This window comes from Burkholderia sp. AU16741, from assembly GCF_002223345.1.
Taxonomy (GTDB): Bacteria; Pseudomonadota; Gammaproteobacteria; order Burkholderiales; family Burkholderiaceae; genus Burkholderia; species Burkholderia sola.
Window position 1 is genome coordinate 508,364 of record NZ_NKEZ01000008.1, and the last position, 18,802, is coordinate 527,165.

The following is an 18,802-nucleotide window of genomic DNA, read 5'->3' on the forward strand; positions in this document are numbered from 1 at the left end:
CGCGTCAGGCGCCGTTCATCATGATCGGCGTGATCAGGATCACGATTTCCTGGCGGTCGCGCGCGCCGTCGTATCCGCCGCCGAACGCGTAATTGTTCGGCGTGCCGATGCCCGACTTCGTGAGGTTGTCGTTGGATGCCTCGTAACCGCTCAGCACCAGCGTCTGCCCCGATTTCATCGATACCCGCTGCAGGAAATTGCGCGTGTCGATCTGCGGCGTCTGGATTTTCTGACCGCCGCTCTCGATGGTTTTCAGCTCCAGCAGCGCCGAGATGTTCGTGTAGAACTGCAGCAGGACCGTGCCGTTGTCGAGCACGTGCGGCAGCAGCGTCATGTTGAACCCGGTCGTGACGGTGCCGGGCGTCAGCGCCGTCTGCGAGCCGACGTTCGCGGTATTGGTCGTCGACACCGACGCCAGGTAGCCCTGCTGGGTCGCCACCTGCACCGGCACCGGCTGATCGTTGAGCGTCGTGATCGACGCCGAGGTCTTGCGCCGCACCTTGCCCTGGCGCGACAGCGCGCTGATCATCGCGAGCGTGCCCGACGCGCGGCTGTTCGGCGTGATCACCTGCGCGGTGAACGAGACCGGATTGGTCGCGGTCGTCGAGAACGTGTTCGCGAGCGAGAACGACGTGCCGAGCGCCTGGTAGACGGCGCGCCAGTTGATGCCGTAGCTGTCGTCGTCGGACAGGTCGACCGACAGCACGGTCACGTCGATCAGCACCTGCTTCGACAGCGAGCGATTCTGCGCTTCCATGAACTGCCCGACGCGATCGAGCACGTCCGGCGTGTCGGTGACCGTGATCGACCCGGTCGCCGGCGACGACACCACGCCGCCATAGCGCGACAGCATCGCCTTGATCGACGCGCTCAGGCTGTTGAACACCGACAGCTGCGAGTTGACCACCGTGTTGGCCGTATTGGTGGCCGATACGCTCGGCTGGTTCGAATTCGCACCCGAGCCGCCCGCCGACGTGTTGCCGCCTCCGAGGTTGTCGCTCGTCGCGCCGCTCATCACGTGCGCGTCGACCGATGCGTCGCCCGGAATCGCGTTGACCTGGAACGTGCGCGTGTCGGTGAAATAGAACAGGATCGCGCCGTTCACCAGCTTCCACGAGACGCCGAAGCGCGCGGCGGCGGCATCGAGCAGGCCGCGCAGATCGCCATGCCGATACGAAATGTGGGTCGGCGCCGCGAGGCCCGCGATCGCGTTCGCGCCGGGCGCGCCGCCGCGCGACCCGTCGAGCCCCGGCAACGTCGGCAGCGGCGGCAGCGGCGGCACGTTGCCGAGCACCGGCGTCGACATGCCGCGGGCGCTCGCCGGCGCATCGCCGGTCGCGTTCGGCGAGACGCGCGTCGGGATATGCGTGAGCCGCGAAATGCGCTCGGAGAATTCGGCCAGCGAGCCGACGTCGCTGTCGAAGGTGGCCGGCTGCAGGAACACCGGCGGCAGCACGTCCGCGTGATTCAGCTTGATCGTCGTGCCCGACAGCCACAGCGTGTCCTTGACGATCACGCTGTCGGCGCCCGAGCGCGGGCGGACGTCGCCGGCAAACGCGGCATCGATCGCCTGCTTCGACTGCGCGTGATCGTGGTCGACGGCGGCGGACAATTTCTCCGACAGGCCGGTACAGCCGGCCGTCAGGGTCGCGGCGAGCGCGAGAGTGATCGCGAGATGGCGCATTAACCGGCTCCCTTTTCAACGATGCGAAGCACCTTGTTGCCTCGATAGAGAATCGCCTGCACGGGCGCGTCGGTGGCCGACAGCGCGCCGATCACCGACTGCAGCGCTTCGTCGAACGTGCCGGTCAGGGTCGCGGGCGCGTCGACGGCGAAATCGACCGGCGCTTCCCAGATCAGTCGCCAGCCCGCCTCCTGGGTCCAGCGCGTGAGTGCGCCGCGCACCGTGCGATCGGACAGCTCGATGCGCCACGTCCGCGCCGGCGGCGGCAACGGCCCCGCGCCGGCGGGCAGCGCGCCCGCGACCGGATGACGATCCGCCGCGCCGCCGCGCGCGCCCGGAAGCGGCAATTCGGTGTCCGGCGTGCGGTCGGCCTGAGTCGCCGGGCGCGCGTCCGCAGGCGTCGCCGCCGAGGCGCGCGACGCGCCCGGCGCCGACGGCCGCGAGGCAAGCCGCGACGCGCCGGGCTTGCCGGCCGGGCCCGCGCGATCCGGCATCGGGCTCGCGGGCGCCGCGCCGCCGATCGGGCCGCCGACCACGACACCCGGCGCGGAGCCGCCGTCGGCCACGCCGCCCGGCAGCGTCGCGGACGGCATCGGCGCAACCGGCGGCGGCATCAGCGCACCCACCGTATCGGAGCCGAACGGCTGCCGGTAACGGACGGTGACAAGCTGGAAATCGGTGTCGACCTGCGCGGCGAGTTCCGGATGCCCCGCGAGCATCTCGCGCAGCGTTTGCGCGAGCGAATGGCCCGCGCTCCACGACACCGGTGTCGCCGCCCATGCGCCGGCATTCGGCAGGTTGATGCTGTACGTGACCGGCACCATCCTGCGCAGCGCGGCGCGCAACGGCACGCCCGCGCCCTGCGTCGTGACGCGCGGCGTATCGTGCGCCTCGCCGGCCACCGAAACCTGATCGTCGAGCGCCGTGCCGCCGGGGCCGGTGGCCTGCGCATGCGCGGCCCCCCAGCCTCCGACCATCCAGAGCGCTACCATGCATGCCTTCAACGTACGCATTCAGCTCGTTCCTCCAGCCAAGGCGTCGCCGACGCCCGATGATTTGCCTGCCGGTTGCCGCGTCCCCGCCGCCGCGCTGGACAATCGCGCGGCGGCCTGCGAGGATCGCGTTACCCCCTTCGCTGCAATCGACACACGATATGCACAGTCACCCGTCCGAACCGCGCGACCTGACCCAGGAGATCCTCGACCTCGTCGATCAGCGCCGCTTCTTCACCGACCTGCACATCGAGCAGGACCGGCCCATCATGATCAAGACGCCGCGCGGCTGGGTCGAGACCGAAGGCGGTCCGATCATGCTCGACGAAATGGCGCCGATGCTCGATGCCGTCGACGACGACTGGGACAATCGCCTGCGCGACGGCGCGATCGATCGCCAGTTCGTGCTGACCGGCTGCCGCCTGCGCGCGCACGTCTACCGCACGTCGAACGGCCGCAAGACCGTCATCTCGATCCGCCGCCTGCCGCTCGCCCCGCTGCCGCTCGACAAGCTCGGCCTGCCCGCGTACATCCGCTCGACGATCGAGACCGCGAGCATGGGGCTCGTGCTCGTGACCGGCGTCACGGGCTCGGGCAAGACCACCACGATCGCGTCGCTGCTCGACCATCTCAACCGCACCCGCAACTGCCATATCGTCACGATCGAGCAGCCGATCGAATACGCGCTCGACAGCCACCAGTCGATCATTTCCCAGCGCGAGGTGCCGACCGACACCCGCAGCTTCTCCGCCGGCATGCGCGAAGTGCTGCGCGAGCGCGCCGACGTGATCATGGTCGGCGAGATCCGCGACATCGAAACCGCCGAGGCCGTGCTGCAGGCCAGCGAATCGGGGCACCTCGTATTCGCGACCATGCATACCGGCAGCGCACTCACCACCGTCACGCGCCTGCTCTCGTTCTTTCCCGCCGAGCAGCGCGAACGTCACGCGGCATCGCTCGCGAACGCGCTGATCGGCGTGATCTGCCAGAGCCTCGTGCCCAGCGAAAGCGGCGATCAGCTCGTGCTCGCCAGCGAACTGCTGTTCAACCACAATCAGCAGATCAGCGCGTTCCTCACCGATCCGTCGAAGATCCCGATGCTCGCGGAATTCGTCCGGCGCAAGGAGGACAACATGTCCCGCTCGCTCAACGAAAGCCTCGCGCAACTCGTCGCCCGGAATGCCATCACCGCGCGCGATGCATTACGTGCGACCTACAACCGCATCGAACTCAACGAAATGCTTCAGCAAACCGGCCTGCGTTGAAGTCATTCTCGCCAGCCGGACAACGCGCGAAGACAATCTTTGACAATCTGTTACGATTCGCGCCGCGCCGGCCGCAGCCGGGGCGCCCGCCCGCTCGCCGTATGCGATGTACTGCCGTTTTCGATCAGGATCGGGCGGGTTTGTCGAGGCCGAGTTTTTCCATTGCCTCGTGCGCGTCGATCACCATCGTCGCGACTTCGCCGACGGTCACGCGCAGGCGGGTCGCACGCGAGCGGAGATGTTCGTAAGCGTCGTTTTCGCTCAACTGGTGCGATTCGATCAGGATGCGCATCGCGCGCTCGATGTGGCGGCGCGCCTTGATCGCGTCCTCGAGCTTGCCGATCTTGCTCTGCAGCCGCTGCTGATAGCCGGACGACGCGCGCGCGAGCACCAGCGTGCTCAGGATGCCCGTCGAGCGATAGGGCTTGGTGATGACGCCGTGCGCCTGCGTATCGACGAGGATCTTCAGCACGGTCGGGTTTTCATAGTCCGACAGCGCGATCAGCGTCGCCCGCGTGTCGGCCGCGCACCAGTTGCCCGCGCGGCGCGTCTCCGGCCCGACCAGGAAGAACACCGCATCGGCATCGTCGGGCAACTGCGCGGGAAACGGCCACAGCACCGTCACCGGGCAGCCGATCCGGCCCAGTTGCTCGACCAGCACGTTGCGATCCTCGCCGGGCGGATGGATCACCAGCACGCGCAACGTGCGCAGATCGTCGAACAGCCGATGCGCCCACGTGGTCATGGCCGTTCTCCATCGAGCCAGAACTCGGCGAATCCGTACGACACGAGGTACGGATCGGGCTTGACGGGCCCGCTCCCCTCCCAAACGATGTCGAACGCGCCGTCGGGCCGGCACACGGCGATGCGCGGCGTGAGGATCGCATGATTGTTGTCGCGGTCGATGCGCAGCATGCCTTCGGGCGAATCGAATTCGACGTCGTGCACCGCGTCGACCAGCTTCGCCGTGTCGAGGCTGCGCGTGCGCGCCAGCGCGAGCGCGAACAGGCGAACCTGGTTGTACGCCATCTCCGACCACATGCTCGCGGGCTGCTCGCCGAAGCGCGCGCGCCACGATGCGAGAAAGCGCCGGTTGCCGTCGAGATCGAGCGTATTCAGGTAGCTGGCCGACACGATATGGTGGCCGCACAGTTCCGGGCCGATCATGCGCGTCTCGCCCTCGGTCATCGTCAGGCTCGCGATCGGCACCTGGGCAGGATCGATGCCGTGCTCGCGATACAGCCGATAGAACGCGCGCGCGCTGCGGCCGATCAGCGTCGAGAACACGACGTCCGGCGGCGCCGCGCGAATCTGGCGAACCACCTCCGCGAGCGCTTCCGGATCGGCGTCGTTCGGCAGGTAGATTTCGTCGACGATCTCGCCGCCGTGCTGCTCGACCATGTCGCGCATGATGCGGTTCGATTCGCGCGGGTAGATGTAGTCGGCGCCCACCAGGAAGAAACGCCGCCCGCGGTTGCGCAGCAGATAGGCCGCCAGCTGCATGCTGTTCTGGTTCGGCACCGCCCCCGTATAGATCACGTTCGGCGAATATTCGAAGCCCTCGTAGATCGAGCAATACCAGAGCAGCGCATTGTTGCGCTCGATGACGGGCAGCACCGCCTTGCGGCTCGACGACGTCGAACAGCCGAAGATGACCGTGACGTCGTCGTCCTGGATCAGGCGCGACGCGAGCCGACGATATTCGTCGGGATCGCCGCGCGGATCGTAGACCACCGGGTCGAGCGGGCGTCCGTCGACGCCGCCCGCCGCGTTGATTTCCTCGATCGCGAGCACGGTGCCGAAAAAGTGCTCGGATTCGGTCGCCGCCGTGACACCCGTGCGCGAATACAGCACGCCGATGCGCCATCCGGCATCCGCGCCCGACTGTCCCGACGACTGCTGCGACTTCGCCTGCATGTCGTTTCCTCCAGTGTCCGTGCTCATCGTGCCGGCACGCGCCCGCTTACGCGACCGAGATCGCCTGCTCGACGAACCGCGCCGCCGCGAGGCAGCGCAGGTCGTCGCCGCGCGGGCCGATCACCTGCACGCCGATCGGCGCGCCGCGCGCGCCGCGCAAGCCGGGCACGTTCACGCACGGCGCGCCGAGCAGGGTCCAGTTCCGGTTGAATGCCGGATCGCCGGTCGACGCGAGGCCGTCCGGCGCCTCGTCGGGCGCGCTGGGTGTCAGCAGCGCGCTCAATCCGTCGAACCAGCCGCCGAGTGCGTCGCGCGCGGCCGCGAGTTCGGCACAGGCGGCGAGATAGCTCGCCGTATCCACCTGCGACGCGCGCTCGAGAAACGTCGCGAGCATCGGCGTCAACGCGTCGCGATGACGATCGTACTCGAAACCCAGCGTCCGGTATGCCTCGTAACGCTGGATCGTCTCGTGCGCATCGGTCATGCGCGCCATCCATGGCGCGAAGCGCACACGGCGCACGCGGGCGCCCGCCCGCTCGATCGCGCGGATCGCCGTGTCGAGCACCGAGCACGCGTTGTCGGACGGCTGCGTCCACGGCCACGACTCGGGCACGCCGAACACGGGGCCTTCGAGCGGCGCCGCGTCGACGGTTCGCGGGTCCCGCGCGGCCAGGGCTGCGCCCAGGTACGCGACGTCGCGCACCGTCGCCGCGAACAGGCCGACGGTGTCGGCCGTCCACGAGAAGCTCTTCATGCCGGCGGTCGGCAGCATCGCGACGGTCGGCTTGTAGCCGGCGATTCCGCAGAACGACGCGGGACGGATCGTCGAGCCGCCCGTCTGCGAGCCGATCGCGAACGGCGCGTAGCCCGCGGCGACCGCCGCCGCCGATCCCGACGACGAGCCGCCCGCGGTGCGGCCCGGGTCGCACGGATTGCGCGTGACCGTCGGCGCCATGTACGCGAACTCGCTCGTCACGCTCTTCGCGATCACGACACCGCCCGCGCGCCGCAGCATCGTGACGATGGCCGCGTCGGCGGCCGGCCGGTGCCGCGCATAGATCGGCGAACCGTGGCAGGTCGGCAATGCCTGCGTGTCGAAGATGTCCTTGACGACGACGGGCAAGCCGCCCAGCGGCCCGTGCGCCGCGCCGGCCGCCGCCAGCGCGGCCTCCCGCGAGACCACCGCCGTCAGCGCGCGGACCGACGCCTCGACAGCGTCGATCCGCGCGAACGCGTCGTGCATCGCGCGACTGCGCTCCGCGTGCGCGCCGTCGATTCGCGCCAGCATCTGCAGCGCGGAGCGCGGGCGATAAAAACCGGTTTCGTGCATGTGCGTTCCGTGTGTAAGCAGACCCTAGACCCGCAGGTGCGCGAAGACCGACGCGGCAGCCGACGGCGCCTTCGCATCGCCGTCGTCGATCAGCGCGCCCTGCTTCAGCACCGCATAGCGATCGGCGACCTTCAGCGCGAACGGCACGTTCTGCTCGATCAGCAGCAAGGTCGTGCCGCGGCGCTCGCGCTCCCACAGCAACACGTCGGCGAGCCGGTCGATCACCGACGGCTGCAGGCCTTCGGTGATTTCGTCGAGCAGGATCGTCGACGGCCGCATCATCAGCGCGCGCGCCACCAGCAGCATTTTCTGCTCGCCGCCGGACAGCGTTCCCGCGTACTGCTTCAGCCGGCTCGCGAATACCGGAAACACCGGTTCGATCTCGGCGAAACGTTCGTCGAACGTCGATGCCTGCGCCAGCCCGAGCCGCAGGTTGTCGCGCACGCTCAGGTCGTGAAACAGCGCGTGCTCCTGCGGCGCATAGGCGATCCCCGCACGCGCGATCCGGTGCGGCGGCAGCCGCGTGATGTCCGCGCCGTGCGCATGGATCGAGCCGCCCGTCTTGGGCAGGTAGCCCATGATGGTCTTCAGCAGCGTCGTCTTGCCCATGCCGTTCTTGCCGAGCAGCGCCACCGCCTCGCCGGCGGCGATGCGCATCGTCAGGCCGCGCAGCACGATCGCATCGCGATAGCCGCTCGTGACCGCGTTCACGTCGAGCGCAATCCCGCTCATGGCGCCTCCTGTCGCACGGCCGCGGCGCCGCCCTGCGCGCTGCCGGCATAAATGGTTCGGACCAGTTCCGACGCCACCACGTCGGCGAAGCTGCCCTGCATCACGATCCTGCCTTGATGCAGCACGACGATGCGGGTCGCGACTTCCGCGACGAAATCCAGGTCGTGCTCGACGAGCAGGCAGCACAGCCCGTACCGGTGCGCGAGCGCCGCGAGCACGTTGCCGATCTGCGTGCGCTCGACCTTGGTCAGCCCCGCCGTCGGCTCGTCGAGCAGCACGATGCGCGGCTCCAGCGCGAGCACCATCGCCAGTTCGAGCGCCTGCTGCTCGCCGTGCGACAGATCCTTCGCGACGGCATCGAGCTTGCGATCGAGGCGCGTCGCCCGGATCACCTCCAGCGCGTACGGCGGCAGCGCGAGCGTCGTCGCGGAACGCACCAGCGACGGCCGCTCGACGAGGGTGCCGGCGATGCGCAGGCATTCGGCCACGGTGAGGCTGTCGAACACGTTGGCGTTCTGGAACTTCCGGCCGAGGCCGAGCCGCACGCAGCGCTCCGGCGGCATCCGGCCGATCTCCGTGCCGCCGAGCGCGACGGTGCCCGACGAGCGCTCGGCGCCGTCGCTCATGCAGCGCATCAGCGTCGTCTTGCCCGCGCCGTTCGGGCCGATCAGGCCGACCAGCTCGCCGCCGCCGGCTTGCAGGTCGATGCCCTGCAGTACCTTGAGACTGCCGAAATGCCGCTCGACCGCGCGCATGTCCAGCGCGGGCGCGGCGCCGGCCGCGGCGTCGCGTGCGCGTACCGGCCGCTCCACGAGCACCGGCAATGGCCGTCCGCTCGCGATGAAGCGGCGCACCGGCCGCGCGAGCAGCGGCACGAGGCCCTTCGGCAGCAGCACGATCACGACGACGAACGCGGCGCCGAGAATGAGTTGCCACGCGAACGGCATGCTCCCGCTCAGGTAGGCCGTCGCGACGTTGATCAGCAGCGAACCGAGCACGGGGCCCCATAACGTGCCGCGCCCGCCGAGCGCCACCCACACGACGAGTTGCGTGCCGAGCACGAAACCGGACAGCTCGGGCGCGACCACGCCGCTGAACGCGCCGTAACCGAACCCGGCGAGCCCGGCGATCATCGCGGTCGCGACCAGCAGCACGATCTTGACGATCGACGTATCGATGCCGAGATACGCACAGCGCGCCTCGTTGTCGCGGATCGCGACCAGCAGGCGGCCGCCGTCGCTGCGCACGAACACCCAGGCCAGCACCGCGACGGCCAGCAGCGCGGCACCGGCGATCCCGTACCACTGGCCCAGCGACAGGTCGAAGGTCTCGAAGCCGGTCAGCCCCGAGCTCGAGCCGGTCCATTCGCCGCCCGACAGCAGCGATTGCGTCAGCACGATCGGCAGCACCAGCGACATCACGGTCGCGAAGAACGGCGACGCGCCGCGATAGAACGACAGCCAGCCGAACACCGCGGCGACGGCCGCCGTCGCGGCGAGCGCCGCGCCGATCGCGAGCAGCGCGTGCGGCGCCGAAAAACCGCCGTGCGTGAACACGAGCCCGGCCGCGTACGCGCCGATGCCGAAGAACGCCGACTGGCCGAAGGTCAGGTAGCCGGTATAGCCCCACAACAGGTCGACCGTCACCGCGACGATCGAAAAGAAGAACGCCTGGATCAGGACGTTCAGCAAATACGCACCGAACACGAACGGACCGGCGACCAGCAGCACGGCCGCCACGGCGACCACGATCGCGAGGCCGCGCCACGCGTGCGCACGCGGTGCACGCGCGCCCTGCGCCGTCGAATCGGCGCGATGCGGCTCGAACGAGGCGTCGACCTTAGCCATGAGCGAACCCCCGCGGTCGGATGCGCAGCGTCAGCGCCGCGAGCACCGCGATCGTCAGCCCGCCCAGCACCGGGCTGACGAACGTGCTGACGAGCACCTGGCATGCGCCGAACACGATGCACGTGACGAGCAGGCTCGTCATCGAATGCCCCGACACCATCACCAGCATGAACGCGCTGACGATCCACCCGACGCCCATGTCGGGATCGACGCTCGACAACGGCGTGATCAGCGCGCCGGCGAGCGAGCCGAGCGCCGCGCCGAGGGCGAACGTGACGAAGCGGATGCGGCCCGAATGAATCCCGAGCCCGCGTGCGAGATCTTCGTTCATGATGACGGCCCGCGTCTTCACGCCGAAGCGCGTACCCGACAGCAGCAGCGTCAATCCCGCGCAGAGCCCGAGCGCGATCGGCACCAGCACCAGCCGGTAGGCCGAGTATTCGGTGCCCGCGATCGATACCGCGCCCTTCATCGACGTTTCGACGAACTGCACTTCACGGCCGAACACCATCACGATGATCTGCCCGATCACGATGCCGAGCCCCCAGGTGGCCAGAATCGCGTCGAGCGGCCGTTTGTACAGCGGCCGGACGATGATCCATTCGACCGCCATGCCGACCACCGTACCCACCGCGATCGCGAGCGGCACGCTCACCCACGGATCGAGCCCCAGCCGCGTCACGACGAAGCTCGCGTAGGCGCCCAGCGTGAGCAGCGCGCCGTGCGCGAAGTTCACGATCCGCATCACGCCGAAGATCACCATCAGGCCGACGGTCACGATGAACAGCACGGCCGCCGTCGTACAGATGTCCAATGCCAGTCCCATGTCTGCCTCCCGATTCAGGTCTGGTTCAGGTGAGGTTCGCCGCCGGCGAACCCGTGTGCGCCGCGGTGCGCGCTACTTGAGCTTCGGGCACTGCATGCCGGGGTCGACGTCGGCGAACGTCTGCAGCACCTTCACCGAACCGTCCGGCTGAATCTGTCCGAGGCGCATCGCGAGCGGCACGTGGCGGCTGCGGTTCATCGCGACCGTTCCGCGCGGCCCGTCGAACGACACCTCGCCGAGCGCTTTCACGACCTTCGACGAATCGGTCGACCCCGCCTTCTCGACCGCCGCCTTGTAAAGGAAGAACGCTTCGTACTGCGGCTCGGACAATTCGTTCGGCGTCTTCACGTCCTTGCCGAACTTGCTGTCGAGCGCCGCGATGAACTTGCGGTTCTGCGGCGAATCGATGCCGGTGAGGTAGGACGCCGTCATGAACACGCCGGTCGCGACGTCGCCCATGCCCTTGGCCGTGCCTTCGTCGATCGCGAGGTTGCCGTACGGCAGCGTGAGGCCCGAGCTCTTGAGCTGCTTCGCGAGCGCGACGTTCGGCGCGCCGCCCGCCGTGGCGCTGATCAGCGCATCGGGTTTCGCCGCGCGGATCTTCGAGAGCACCGGCGTCCAATCGGTGCCGTCGATCGGCAGGTAGGTCTCGCCGATCACCTTCCCGCCGTGCCGTTCGATGTACTGCTTCGTGAAGTCGAGCATGCCGCGGCCGAACGCGTAGTCGTTGCCGACGAGGTAGAACGTCTTCGCGCCGCGGCGCTTGTCGAAGTAATCGACGATCGGCGCGACCACCTGTTCGGGCACCCAGCCGTTCACGTACATCCACGGGCTGCACGAGCGGCCTTCGTAGAACGACGTATAGATGAACGGCTTCTTGCCGCGCGCGACGATCGGCAGGGCCGCGTTGCGCGCGGCGCTCGTTTCCATCGAGATGATCGCGTCGACGTTCTTCTGGAACACCAGCGTGTCGTACGCCTTCTGCGCGCCCACCGCGCCCGAGCCGTCGTCGGCGATCACGAGTTCGACCGGACGCCCCAGAATGCCGCCCGCCGCGTTGATCTCGGCCACGGCCAGTTGCGACGACTGCACGACGGCCGGCGCGACGACGCTGTTGGCGCCCGACAGCCCGACCGCGACGCCGATCCGGATCGGCTCGGCCGCCGATGCGGCCATCGATGCCGCGACGATGAAGGCGGCGGCGATTGTCTTGTTCAACGACCTCATGATGCTTCCTTGTAGTGGGGGTGAATCGCGGCGCATCGCGGTGAATGACGCCGGGTGAGGCACGCAACGGCTGACGCGGTCATGGCGGCGACACCGGCCAGCCGGTGCCGAGCATCGGGTCGTAGATATCCGCGCGCCGGTCGCGCAGCACGTGGTTGTGCGCGTTCAGCGCGCGGCCGGCGCGCGTGCGGGCCACGTCGATCGTCCCGTAGACGATCTCCTCGCGATCGATGCTGGCCGGGCCCGCGACCGGCCAGCCATCGCCGCCGACGATCAGGCTCTGGCCGATGAACGGCTGGCCGCGCTCGATGCCGACCCGGTCCGCGCACGCGATCGCGACGCCGTTGCTGTGCGCGGCGGCCATCGTCAACGTGGTCGCCATGCCCGGACGGTCGTCGGGCTGCGACGGCATCGGCACCCAGTTGGTCGGCACGCAGACGAGATCGGCGCCCTGCATCGCGGCCAGTCGAAACGTCTCCGGAAACCACACGTCGTAGCAGATCGCCATCGCGATGCGTCCGAGCGGCGTGTCGAACACCGGCACACCGCGGTCGCCCGGCTCGAAAAAGCGCTTTTCGTTGTCCCACAGATGCAGCTTCCGGTACACGCCGAGATGCCCGCCGGGCCCCGCGAACAGCGCCGAGTTGTAGAGCCGCGCGCCATCGCGTTCGGCGATGCCGCTCACTATGTGAACATTCAGGCGCCGCGCGATCGCTTCGAACGCCTGCGCCGTCGGGCCGTCGGGCACGGGCTCCGCGAGCGCCAGCGCCTCGTCGCGATCCTCGAACACGTAGCCGCTGTTGGCCAGCTCGGGCAGCACGATCAGCGCCGCGCCGTTGCGTGCGGCCGTCTCGATTCGCTCGAGCGCGGTCGTGAGGTTGTGCTGCGCCGCACCGATCCGCGGCTCCATCTGCACGCAGGCGATCGTGAATGCACGCGCGTGCGCCGCATCCCCTTTCGCCGGGCCGTATTCCGCCATCTGTCTTTTCTCCCGAAAAACAAAAAGCCCCCGGACCGGCGTCGTGCGACGCAAGTTCGGGGGCTTCGTAGCCGTCCATATGTGGCGCGGCAACGTTGCCGCGGAGGCGCCGTCGAGCTTGGCGCCTCAGTCCGGCCGAATATAAGAAGCCATTTTCGACGTGTCAAGCGATTCCTCCGGCGTCGTTGCCGCGTCATGCCACCCCGGTTTTCGACGCACTTGTCGCGTGCGGCCGCGACGCCTGCCGCCCTGTCGCGGCCGCACGCGCACGACTACAGGATCTGCTGCTCCCACGGCGAGTTCGGGGGCAACGCGCCCTCGTAGTGCTTCACCATGCTCTGCACCGCGTTGATCGCCGCGGCGAACGGACCGCTCGCGAAGCCGGCCTCGGCCGTCACCTTCTCGTTGATGAAATGCAGCCCGCTCGACTCCAGCGTGTTGGCGTACAGCGTGCGCGTATTGTCGAGATCGTTCGGCGCGTCCATCTTGAATGCGCCGCCCTGGGTCGGCACCTCGGTCCAGTGCGTGTAATGACTGCGCGCTTCCCAGTGCTTGTCGATCAGGTCCGCGAGATTGCGCAGCTTGGCGCCGTCCTCGGGTTCGGCGCGCTTCGCCGATTCACGCAGCGTGCCGACCAGGTTCTCGATCTGCTCTTTCTTCGTCTTGCCCTCGACCTTCTTCGCGTTGTCGCCGAGCGTGTAGCTGAGGTAGATCACCGCGTTGTCACCTTCCTTCGCGGGGGCGTGCAGATACAGTTGCTGGAACTCCGCGGTGGACTGCAGGTTCTTCGGCAATGCCTCCGGATGGAACTCGTCGGCCGGCACGGTCATCGTCATCTTGGTCGCGCCGACGATGTTGACGCTGTCCAGCGCCACGGCGAGTTCCGCCGAGACGAGGCTGCCCTCGCCCTGCTTCGTCAGGCCCAGTTGCGTCGCGACCTTCGGGCTCGCCGCGAAAAAGACTTCGTCGTACGTTTCGGTCTTCGTTTCGCCGTTTTCCTTCCACGACACGCGGTACTCGTCCTTGCCGGTCGTTTCGTTGGTCGTCTTTTCGACGCCCATGGCCGGCGCATTCAACCGGATCGCGCCCTGAGCCTCGAGCGACTGGCGGCCGGGCGGCAGCCCCGCGGTATCCGCGATCATGCGCTTGAGCGGTTCGTCGGCGCCATCGACCAGCAACTGGTGGTTTTCGAGCCGTTCGTCGACGAGGAAGCGCATTTCCTCCAGGAAACCCGTGTTGTAGTAGCCCTTGTAGCCGCCGACGCCGATGCCGACCGCGCCGAAGGTTTCCCAGTGCTTGTCGTCCCAGTGAATGCCGTTTTCCTTCAGCAGATGCTCCACGCCTTCCTTGAACGTGAACGGATCGAACCGGTTCTTCGCGGCCTCGCACAACTCGCGAAATTTCGCCGTATCGCCCGCGTCCCGTGCGTCGCGCATCGGCTGCGTCAACGATCCCATCGCCTTGTCGAAGTCGGACTTCACCTGCTTCAGCACCGGGTCGGTCGGCTCCTTGCCCGGCTCCGCCTTGCGCACGCTTTCCTCGAGCAGCAGCAGCGCACCGACCTGGCTCGGGTTCGTGAAATCGATATGCCGGAGTTCGTAGTGCTCCGCGAAGCTCCAGTAGAAGTTGCCGTGCGTCGTGTGAAAACGCATGCCGCCGGGATGCGTGGCGGTCGGGCTCTGGGTGCCGTCGTCGAGCTGGCGATGGTGCGTCGCGAGGCGGCCGCCGATGTGATCCTCCGCCTCGAGCACCGTCGACGTCACGCCGATGCGGTTCAGGCTGTCGGCCGCCATGATCCCCGCCGGGCCCGCGCCGATCACGCACACCCGGAGCTTTTTCGCGACGTCCGGCGGCAGGGTGCCGACCTTGCGGCCGTTGTCCCAGTAGAAGCCCTTGTAGTCGTACATGTGATCGAGCGGCAACGTCATGCGCATGTCGGCATCGCGTGCGCGGACCGCGCCGCGATGCGTTTCGTCGGTGGCCGCCTTCCCGAACGACCCTTCGAGGGCCGTGCGCGCCGACGTGCCGCACGCCGCGAGCAGGCGCTCCGCATCCGCGGTCGGCATGTGGGCGGCCGTGTGTTCGAGCCACGTCGCGACGTTCGGCTTGCCGGCGAGCCGCTTGCTGCCGGCGCCGACCGTGTCGAGCACGTCGCTTTTCTCGCGCTCGGACAGGGCGTGCCAGTGCAGCGTCAGCTCGCGGCGCATCTGCTTGATCTGCGGCGCCGCGCTCAGGGTCGAGAGCGTGGTCAGGTTGGTCGTCATCGCTTCGAGCAGCTTGGCGCGATTGTCCGCGGACGGCCATTTGCCTGCTGCCTGCGAGAAGTAGTGGCCGAGCGACTGCGGCTTGAGCGGCGGAATCTCGCGCCCTTCGGACGACAGTTGCTCGCGTGCCGGCCGCGCCCTGTTCTTGGACGATTCGGCGCCCAGGCTGAAGGCCGCCGTATCGATGCGGCTCGACGGCCAGCCACTGGACGTCTCGGTGCGCGAACGCTTGGCGGCGGCCTCGAGTTCGGCGGCCGACGCGCGCGGGCTGCCCTGCGTGGGCAGCGCGCTGCGGCGCGTCACGCCCGTGACTTCGGGCAGCGTCGAACTCGACGGGCCGACCGGCGACGAAGGCGATGCCGGACGCTCGAGCGTGGCGTGTTCCGCGCTTTCGGCGGTGTGAACGTTGGGATTGACCGATTCCATTTCGACGTTTCCTTTCGGGTTGCAGAAGGGGATTGAGACAACGATGGGGTGAAACGGGCCGCGACGGCTGCGTGTCGCATGCGGCTGCGTGGCGGCCCGAATCGGGTCCCGGCGCACCGCGCCGAGACGCGCGGGTCGCGATGCGCCGGGCGGCGACGGCGGCGTCAGGACGTCTCGCCCGTCGACGTTCGCCGCGGCGACTCCGCAGGCGGCAGTGCGCGCGACACGTCGGCGGACGACGACGCAGGCGCGGGCAACGCACCCGATGCGACCGGCGCGCTGTCGGGTTCGCTGCCGCTGTGTTCGTCGACTTCCTCGATGCGCGACGACATGTCGTCCTCGTCATGGAGAAACGCCGGCCTTCTCGATATCAGTGCGTCGCACGTCTGGATCAGCGTGCCGAACGCCTCGGTCGCCAGGAACTCCATGATCATCAGCGCGCCGGGCACCGCCAGCGCCGAGCGCGGCGAGATCCGTCCTTTCGGCAGGTCGGCGTTGTCGGGATCCTGTTCGATCAGGTGCGCGGTCAGCACGAGCGCGGTCGCGATGACAAGACCCGCGTGCGCCGGCACGCCGACCAGCCGGCCGAACTTTTCGGTCCAGAGCGTCTTGATGCCCTGCCCCATCGCGCGCGCGGCGTCGCTGCCCGATTCGAGCAGGCTCTTGTTGTGGTTGACGAGTCTCGCTTCCAGCCGGTCGAGCGGTTGATGCGCGATCAATTCGCCGTGCGTCGGCGCCTCGAGGCCTTTTTCCCGCATCGCATCGCCCGATTGCCGCAACCGGCCGAGCGCCGACTTCACCGCGCCGCCCACGGCGCTCAGCGCGCTTTCGAGCGTCTCCGCGCCAAAGAACGTCGTGGCGTCGGCATACACGTCGTTCAGTACCGTCAGTTGCAGGTCGAGCGAACCGCCCGTCCGTAGCGCATGGAATACGGGCACGAGCGTCACCATCGCGCGCACCAGTTGACGCTCCATCTCGGCCCGCACGCCCGGCGGCAGGGCTTCTTCCGCGTACCAGTCGAAGCGGCGCAGCACGGAAGGCGGCAGTGAGGTCGCCTCCAGCGGCGGGATGTAGTGCGTCTCGAGGCCTTCGCGCGCGCCGGTCGAGTTGGTCGTCGCGAACATGACCGTCGCACCGATCGGCAAACCGGTGGCCGGCGACGGCACGTGCTTGCCCACGTAGGTGCCGGCAAGCGACAGTGCGACGAGGTAACCCGAACGCCCGACGAGCGGCGCCGCCCGCTCCGCGATGGACTGCTTCAGAAAGCCGCGCAGCGCCTTCTCGTCCGTCACGCCATGCCGTTCGTACAGCGGCGCGCGTTCGAGCAGGCTGCGCAGCACGTCGTCGGGCATGCGGTCGGCATGCGGGCCGTACAGCACGTGTGCGGTCGTGGCCGCGATCCTGACATGCGCGGCCGGCACGCCCGGGCCACCGAGCGCCGCCAGCCTGTGTTCGCATGTCGCGTGTCCGACTTCGGCATCGACGTCGCGCGGCACCTGCATGCGCCGTTGGCGCAGGGTCGTGATGGGTTCGTGGTCGGAAACGCCGGACGGGCGAGTGCGCGCGGCCGGCAACCCCGCCGTGTGATGGGCCATCGACGTCGACTCCGGTCTGGACGTCGTCGCATCCTCCCGAGTCCGTTCGGTTTCCTCGGGCAGTTCACCGGTCGCTTCATGATGTGCAATCGTGGACGGTTCCATAGCTATCCTGATAGATCGGTTTGCAGTCGGCGCGACGAATGCCGTGCGCGCCGCGGGGAGGCGCTCGCATGCCGGGCCCAGGCGGGCCGGCATGCGCGGCATGGGGTCGTTCCGGATACGAGAATAGGATTCGGCGCGGGCGGCCACCCCGCTTGCGCGAAGCCGTCGCGCGACGCGCGAAGCGCCGCCGCGCCGGCCCACGTGTTCAGCGCTCGGGCCGGCGCGCGATCGTATGCAACCCGTCGCGCAGCGGCGTATCGAGCGTGACCGGCGCCGTCGCGAGGGCGCGCCGCGCATGCGCGGCGGCGTTGACGGCATCGCCGAGCGCGTCGTAGATCTCCGCCAGCCGGCTCAGCACGTCGAAGCTGTCGTAGCCGCCTTCGAGCGCGCTCATCAGGAACGGCAGCGCCGCGCGCCGGTTCGCGTCGCCGCCGCCCGCCAGCAGCAGCCGCGCATGCAGATAGCTCCATTCGGGCAGCGCGGGCACGTCGTTGGCGAGGGTCGACAGCGCGTCGCGTGCGAAGCCGGGGTCGACGCCCGCGTCGATCATCGAGCGCACCATGTCGCCCACGATGCCGTGGTGCCTGCGCGTGCGGTACAACTCGACGATCAGCTCGCCGAATTCCGCGTTGACCGCGCGCAGGCGGCTCGCCATCGCGTCGGCACGCGCGCCGCGCACGGGCTCGCCGTCCCACGCGACGATGTCGTACAGCTCGGCGCCGAACGGGCTCAGGTCGATCCAGCGCGGCGCTCGCCGCCCGCCTTCGATCACGTGCAACCCGCAGCCGGTGCCCGCTTCCCGCGGCGCCGGCGCGGCGGCGGACGGCCACGCCGCGCCCCGGCTCTTGCTGCGCGTGCGCGCCATGCTGGTGCCGACGAACAATCGCCCGGCATGCGCCAGCGCGCCGCGCACATAACCGTCGAGCGGCCGGTCGGCGCCGCGCGGCGCGCCCGCGACATGCACGAGGCTGCCGTCGCGCGACGACACGCACAGCAAGGTCCCGCGATCGATGAACAGCGAGTGCGGATGGCGCAGCCCGCGCCTGACGACGCGGCCCGCATCGGTGAGATCGAGGATCTGCCCATCGCAGGCGTCGCGCCACGACGCGCCGGGCTTGCAGCCGAACATCGACAGATACACATGTCCGCCGAATGCCTGCAGCGAATTCATGTGCAGCGTATCCGCGCCGGGCTCGATTTCGAAGAACACGCGCAGATGCAGCGCACCGTCGCGCGGCCAGTCGATCGCGAACACCTGGTTGGTGCCGCTGCTCACGACGAGCAGCTCGCCATGCCACGCCAGCAGCGAGTGCGCATCCAGCACCGGCGCGAGGCGCGCCACGCGCCGGATGCGCGCGCACGCATCGATTTCGGCCAGCAGCGTGCCGACCGTGCCGGGCACGCGGATCTGCAGCGCCGCGTAGCAGCTCGCGTCGACGCGGCACAGCCCGGTCGCGCCGACGACCTGCGCGGCGACGTCGCCCAGATCGATCCATTCGAACGTGTCGGCATCGACGTCGAAGCGCGCGAGCACGTGCCCGGACGGCTTGGCGTAGCAGAAGCTCAATAGCAGTTGGGTCATGAAGGCATCGGGTCGTGGAGGAACAGGCGGA

At 68.8% G+C, this 18,802-nt stretch carries 14 protein-coding genes; 1 reads left to right on the top strand and 13 read right to left on the bottom strand.

What is annotated here, in order from left to right:
• Positions 1–4: 4 nt before the first annotated feature.
• Both CFB89_RS22750 and CFB89_RS35460 read right to left on the bottom strand, forming a co-directional pair.
• Complete coding sequence (locus CFB89_RS22750) at positions 5–1,684, bottom strand: PilN family type IVB pilus formation outer membrane protein (RefSeq protein ID WP_089469836.1); 1,680 nt, start codon at positions 1,682–1,684, stop codon at positions 5–7.
• The gene (locus CFB89_RS35460) at positions 1,684–2,676 is read right to left on the bottom strand and encodes a TcpQ domain-containing protein (RefSeq protein ID WP_256979742.1); all 993 of its coding nucleotides are present in this window, start codon (positions 2,674–2,676) and stop codon (positions 1,684–1,686) included. Before CFB89_RS35460 ends, CFB89_RS22750 begins: the two co-directional genes overlap by 1 nt.
• Positions 2,677–2,837: 161 nt before the next feature.
• Here CFB89_RS35460 and CFB89_RS22760 point away from each other — a divergent pair, with 161 nt between their 5' ends.
• Positions 2,838–3,941: a type IV pilus twitching motility protein PilT gene (locus tag CFB89_RS22760; protein ID WP_012339974.1), complete on the top strand. Its 1,104-nt coding sequence runs from the start codon at positions 2,838–2,840 to the stop codon at positions 3,939–3,941.
• Between the two features lie 124 nt (positions 3,942–4,065).
• Here CFB89_RS22760 and CFB89_RS22765 read toward each other — a convergent pair whose 3' ends face one another.
• From CFB89_RS22765 to CFB89_RS22815, 11 genes are all read right to left on the bottom strand, one after another.
• A complete protein-coding gene (locus tag CFB89_RS22765) occupies positions 4,066–4,686 on the bottom strand; it encodes an ANTAR domain-containing response regulator (protein WP_012339973.1) in 621 nt (206 codons plus the stop codon).
• Entirely contained in the window at positions 4,683–5,858 is a 1,176-nt protein-coding gene (locus CFB89_RS22770; RefSeq protein WP_089469837.1) for a transporter substrate-binding domain-containing protein, read from the bottom strand. Before CFB89_RS22770 ends, CFB89_RS22765 begins: the two co-directional genes overlap by 4 nt.
• A gap of 46 nt (positions 5,859–5,904) precedes the next feature.
• Positions 5,905–7,188 carry an amidase gene (locus tag CFB89_RS22775; RefSeq protein ID WP_089469838.1) on the bottom strand — a complete coding sequence of 428 codons (1,284 nt, stop codon included), beginning with the start codon at positions 7,186–7,188 and terminating at the stop codon, positions 5,905–5,907.
• Between the two features lie 24 nt (positions 7,189–7,212).
• Positions 7,213–7,920, bottom strand: a complete 708-nt coding sequence (locus CFB89_RS22780; protein WP_089469839.1) for an ABC transporter ATP-binding protein — start codon at positions 7,918–7,920, stop codon at positions 7,213–7,215.
• Positions 7,917–9,767, bottom strand: coding sequence for an ATP-binding cassette domain-containing protein (locus CFB89_RS22785; RefSeq protein ID WP_089469840.1), 1,851 nt, complete (start codon positions 9,765–9,767; stop codon positions 7,917–7,919). Before CFB89_RS22785 ends, CFB89_RS22780 begins: the two co-directional genes overlap by 4 nt.
• Positions 9,760–10,593, bottom strand: coding sequence for a branched-chain amino acid ABC transporter permease (locus tag CFB89_RS22790; RefSeq protein ID WP_089469841.1), 834 nt, complete (start codon positions 10,591–10,593; stop codon positions 9,760–9,762). Before CFB89_RS22790 ends, CFB89_RS22785 begins: the two co-directional genes overlap by 8 nt.
• Before the next feature lie 72 nt (positions 10,594–10,665).
• Positions 10,666–11,820 carry a substrate-binding protein gene (locus CFB89_RS22795; protein ID WP_089469842.1) on the bottom strand — a complete coding sequence of 385 codons (1,155 nt, stop codon included), beginning with the start codon at positions 11,818–11,820 and terminating at the stop codon, positions 10,666–10,668.
• Between the two features lie 79 nt (positions 11,821–11,899).
• Entirely contained in the window at positions 11,900–12,799 is a 900-nt protein-coding gene (locus CFB89_RS22800; RefSeq protein WP_089469843.1) for a nitrilase family protein, read from the bottom strand.
• Positions 12,800–13,071: 272 nt separating this feature from the next.
• On the bottom strand, positions 13,072–15,489 hold the full coding sequence (locus tag CFB89_RS22805) for an FAD-dependent oxidoreductase (RefSeq protein ID WP_089469844.1): 2,418 nt from the start codon (positions 15,487–15,489) through the stop codon (positions 13,072–13,074).
• A 164-nt stretch (positions 15,490–15,653) separates the two neighbouring features.
• The gene (locus CFB89_RS22810) at positions 15,654–17,084 is read right to left on the bottom strand and encodes a hypothetical protein (RefSeq protein ID WP_144030150.1); all 1,431 of its coding nucleotides are present in this window, start codon (positions 17,082–17,084) and stop codon (positions 15,654–15,656) included.
• Between the two features lie 310 nt (positions 17,085–17,394).
• Positions 17,395–18,771 carry a DUF4915 domain-containing protein gene (locus CFB89_RS22815; protein WP_089469846.1) on the bottom strand — a complete coding sequence of 459 codons (1,377 nt, stop codon included), beginning with the start codon at positions 18,769–18,771 and terminating at the stop codon, positions 17,395–17,397.
• Positions 18,772–18,802: the final 31 nt, after the last annotated feature.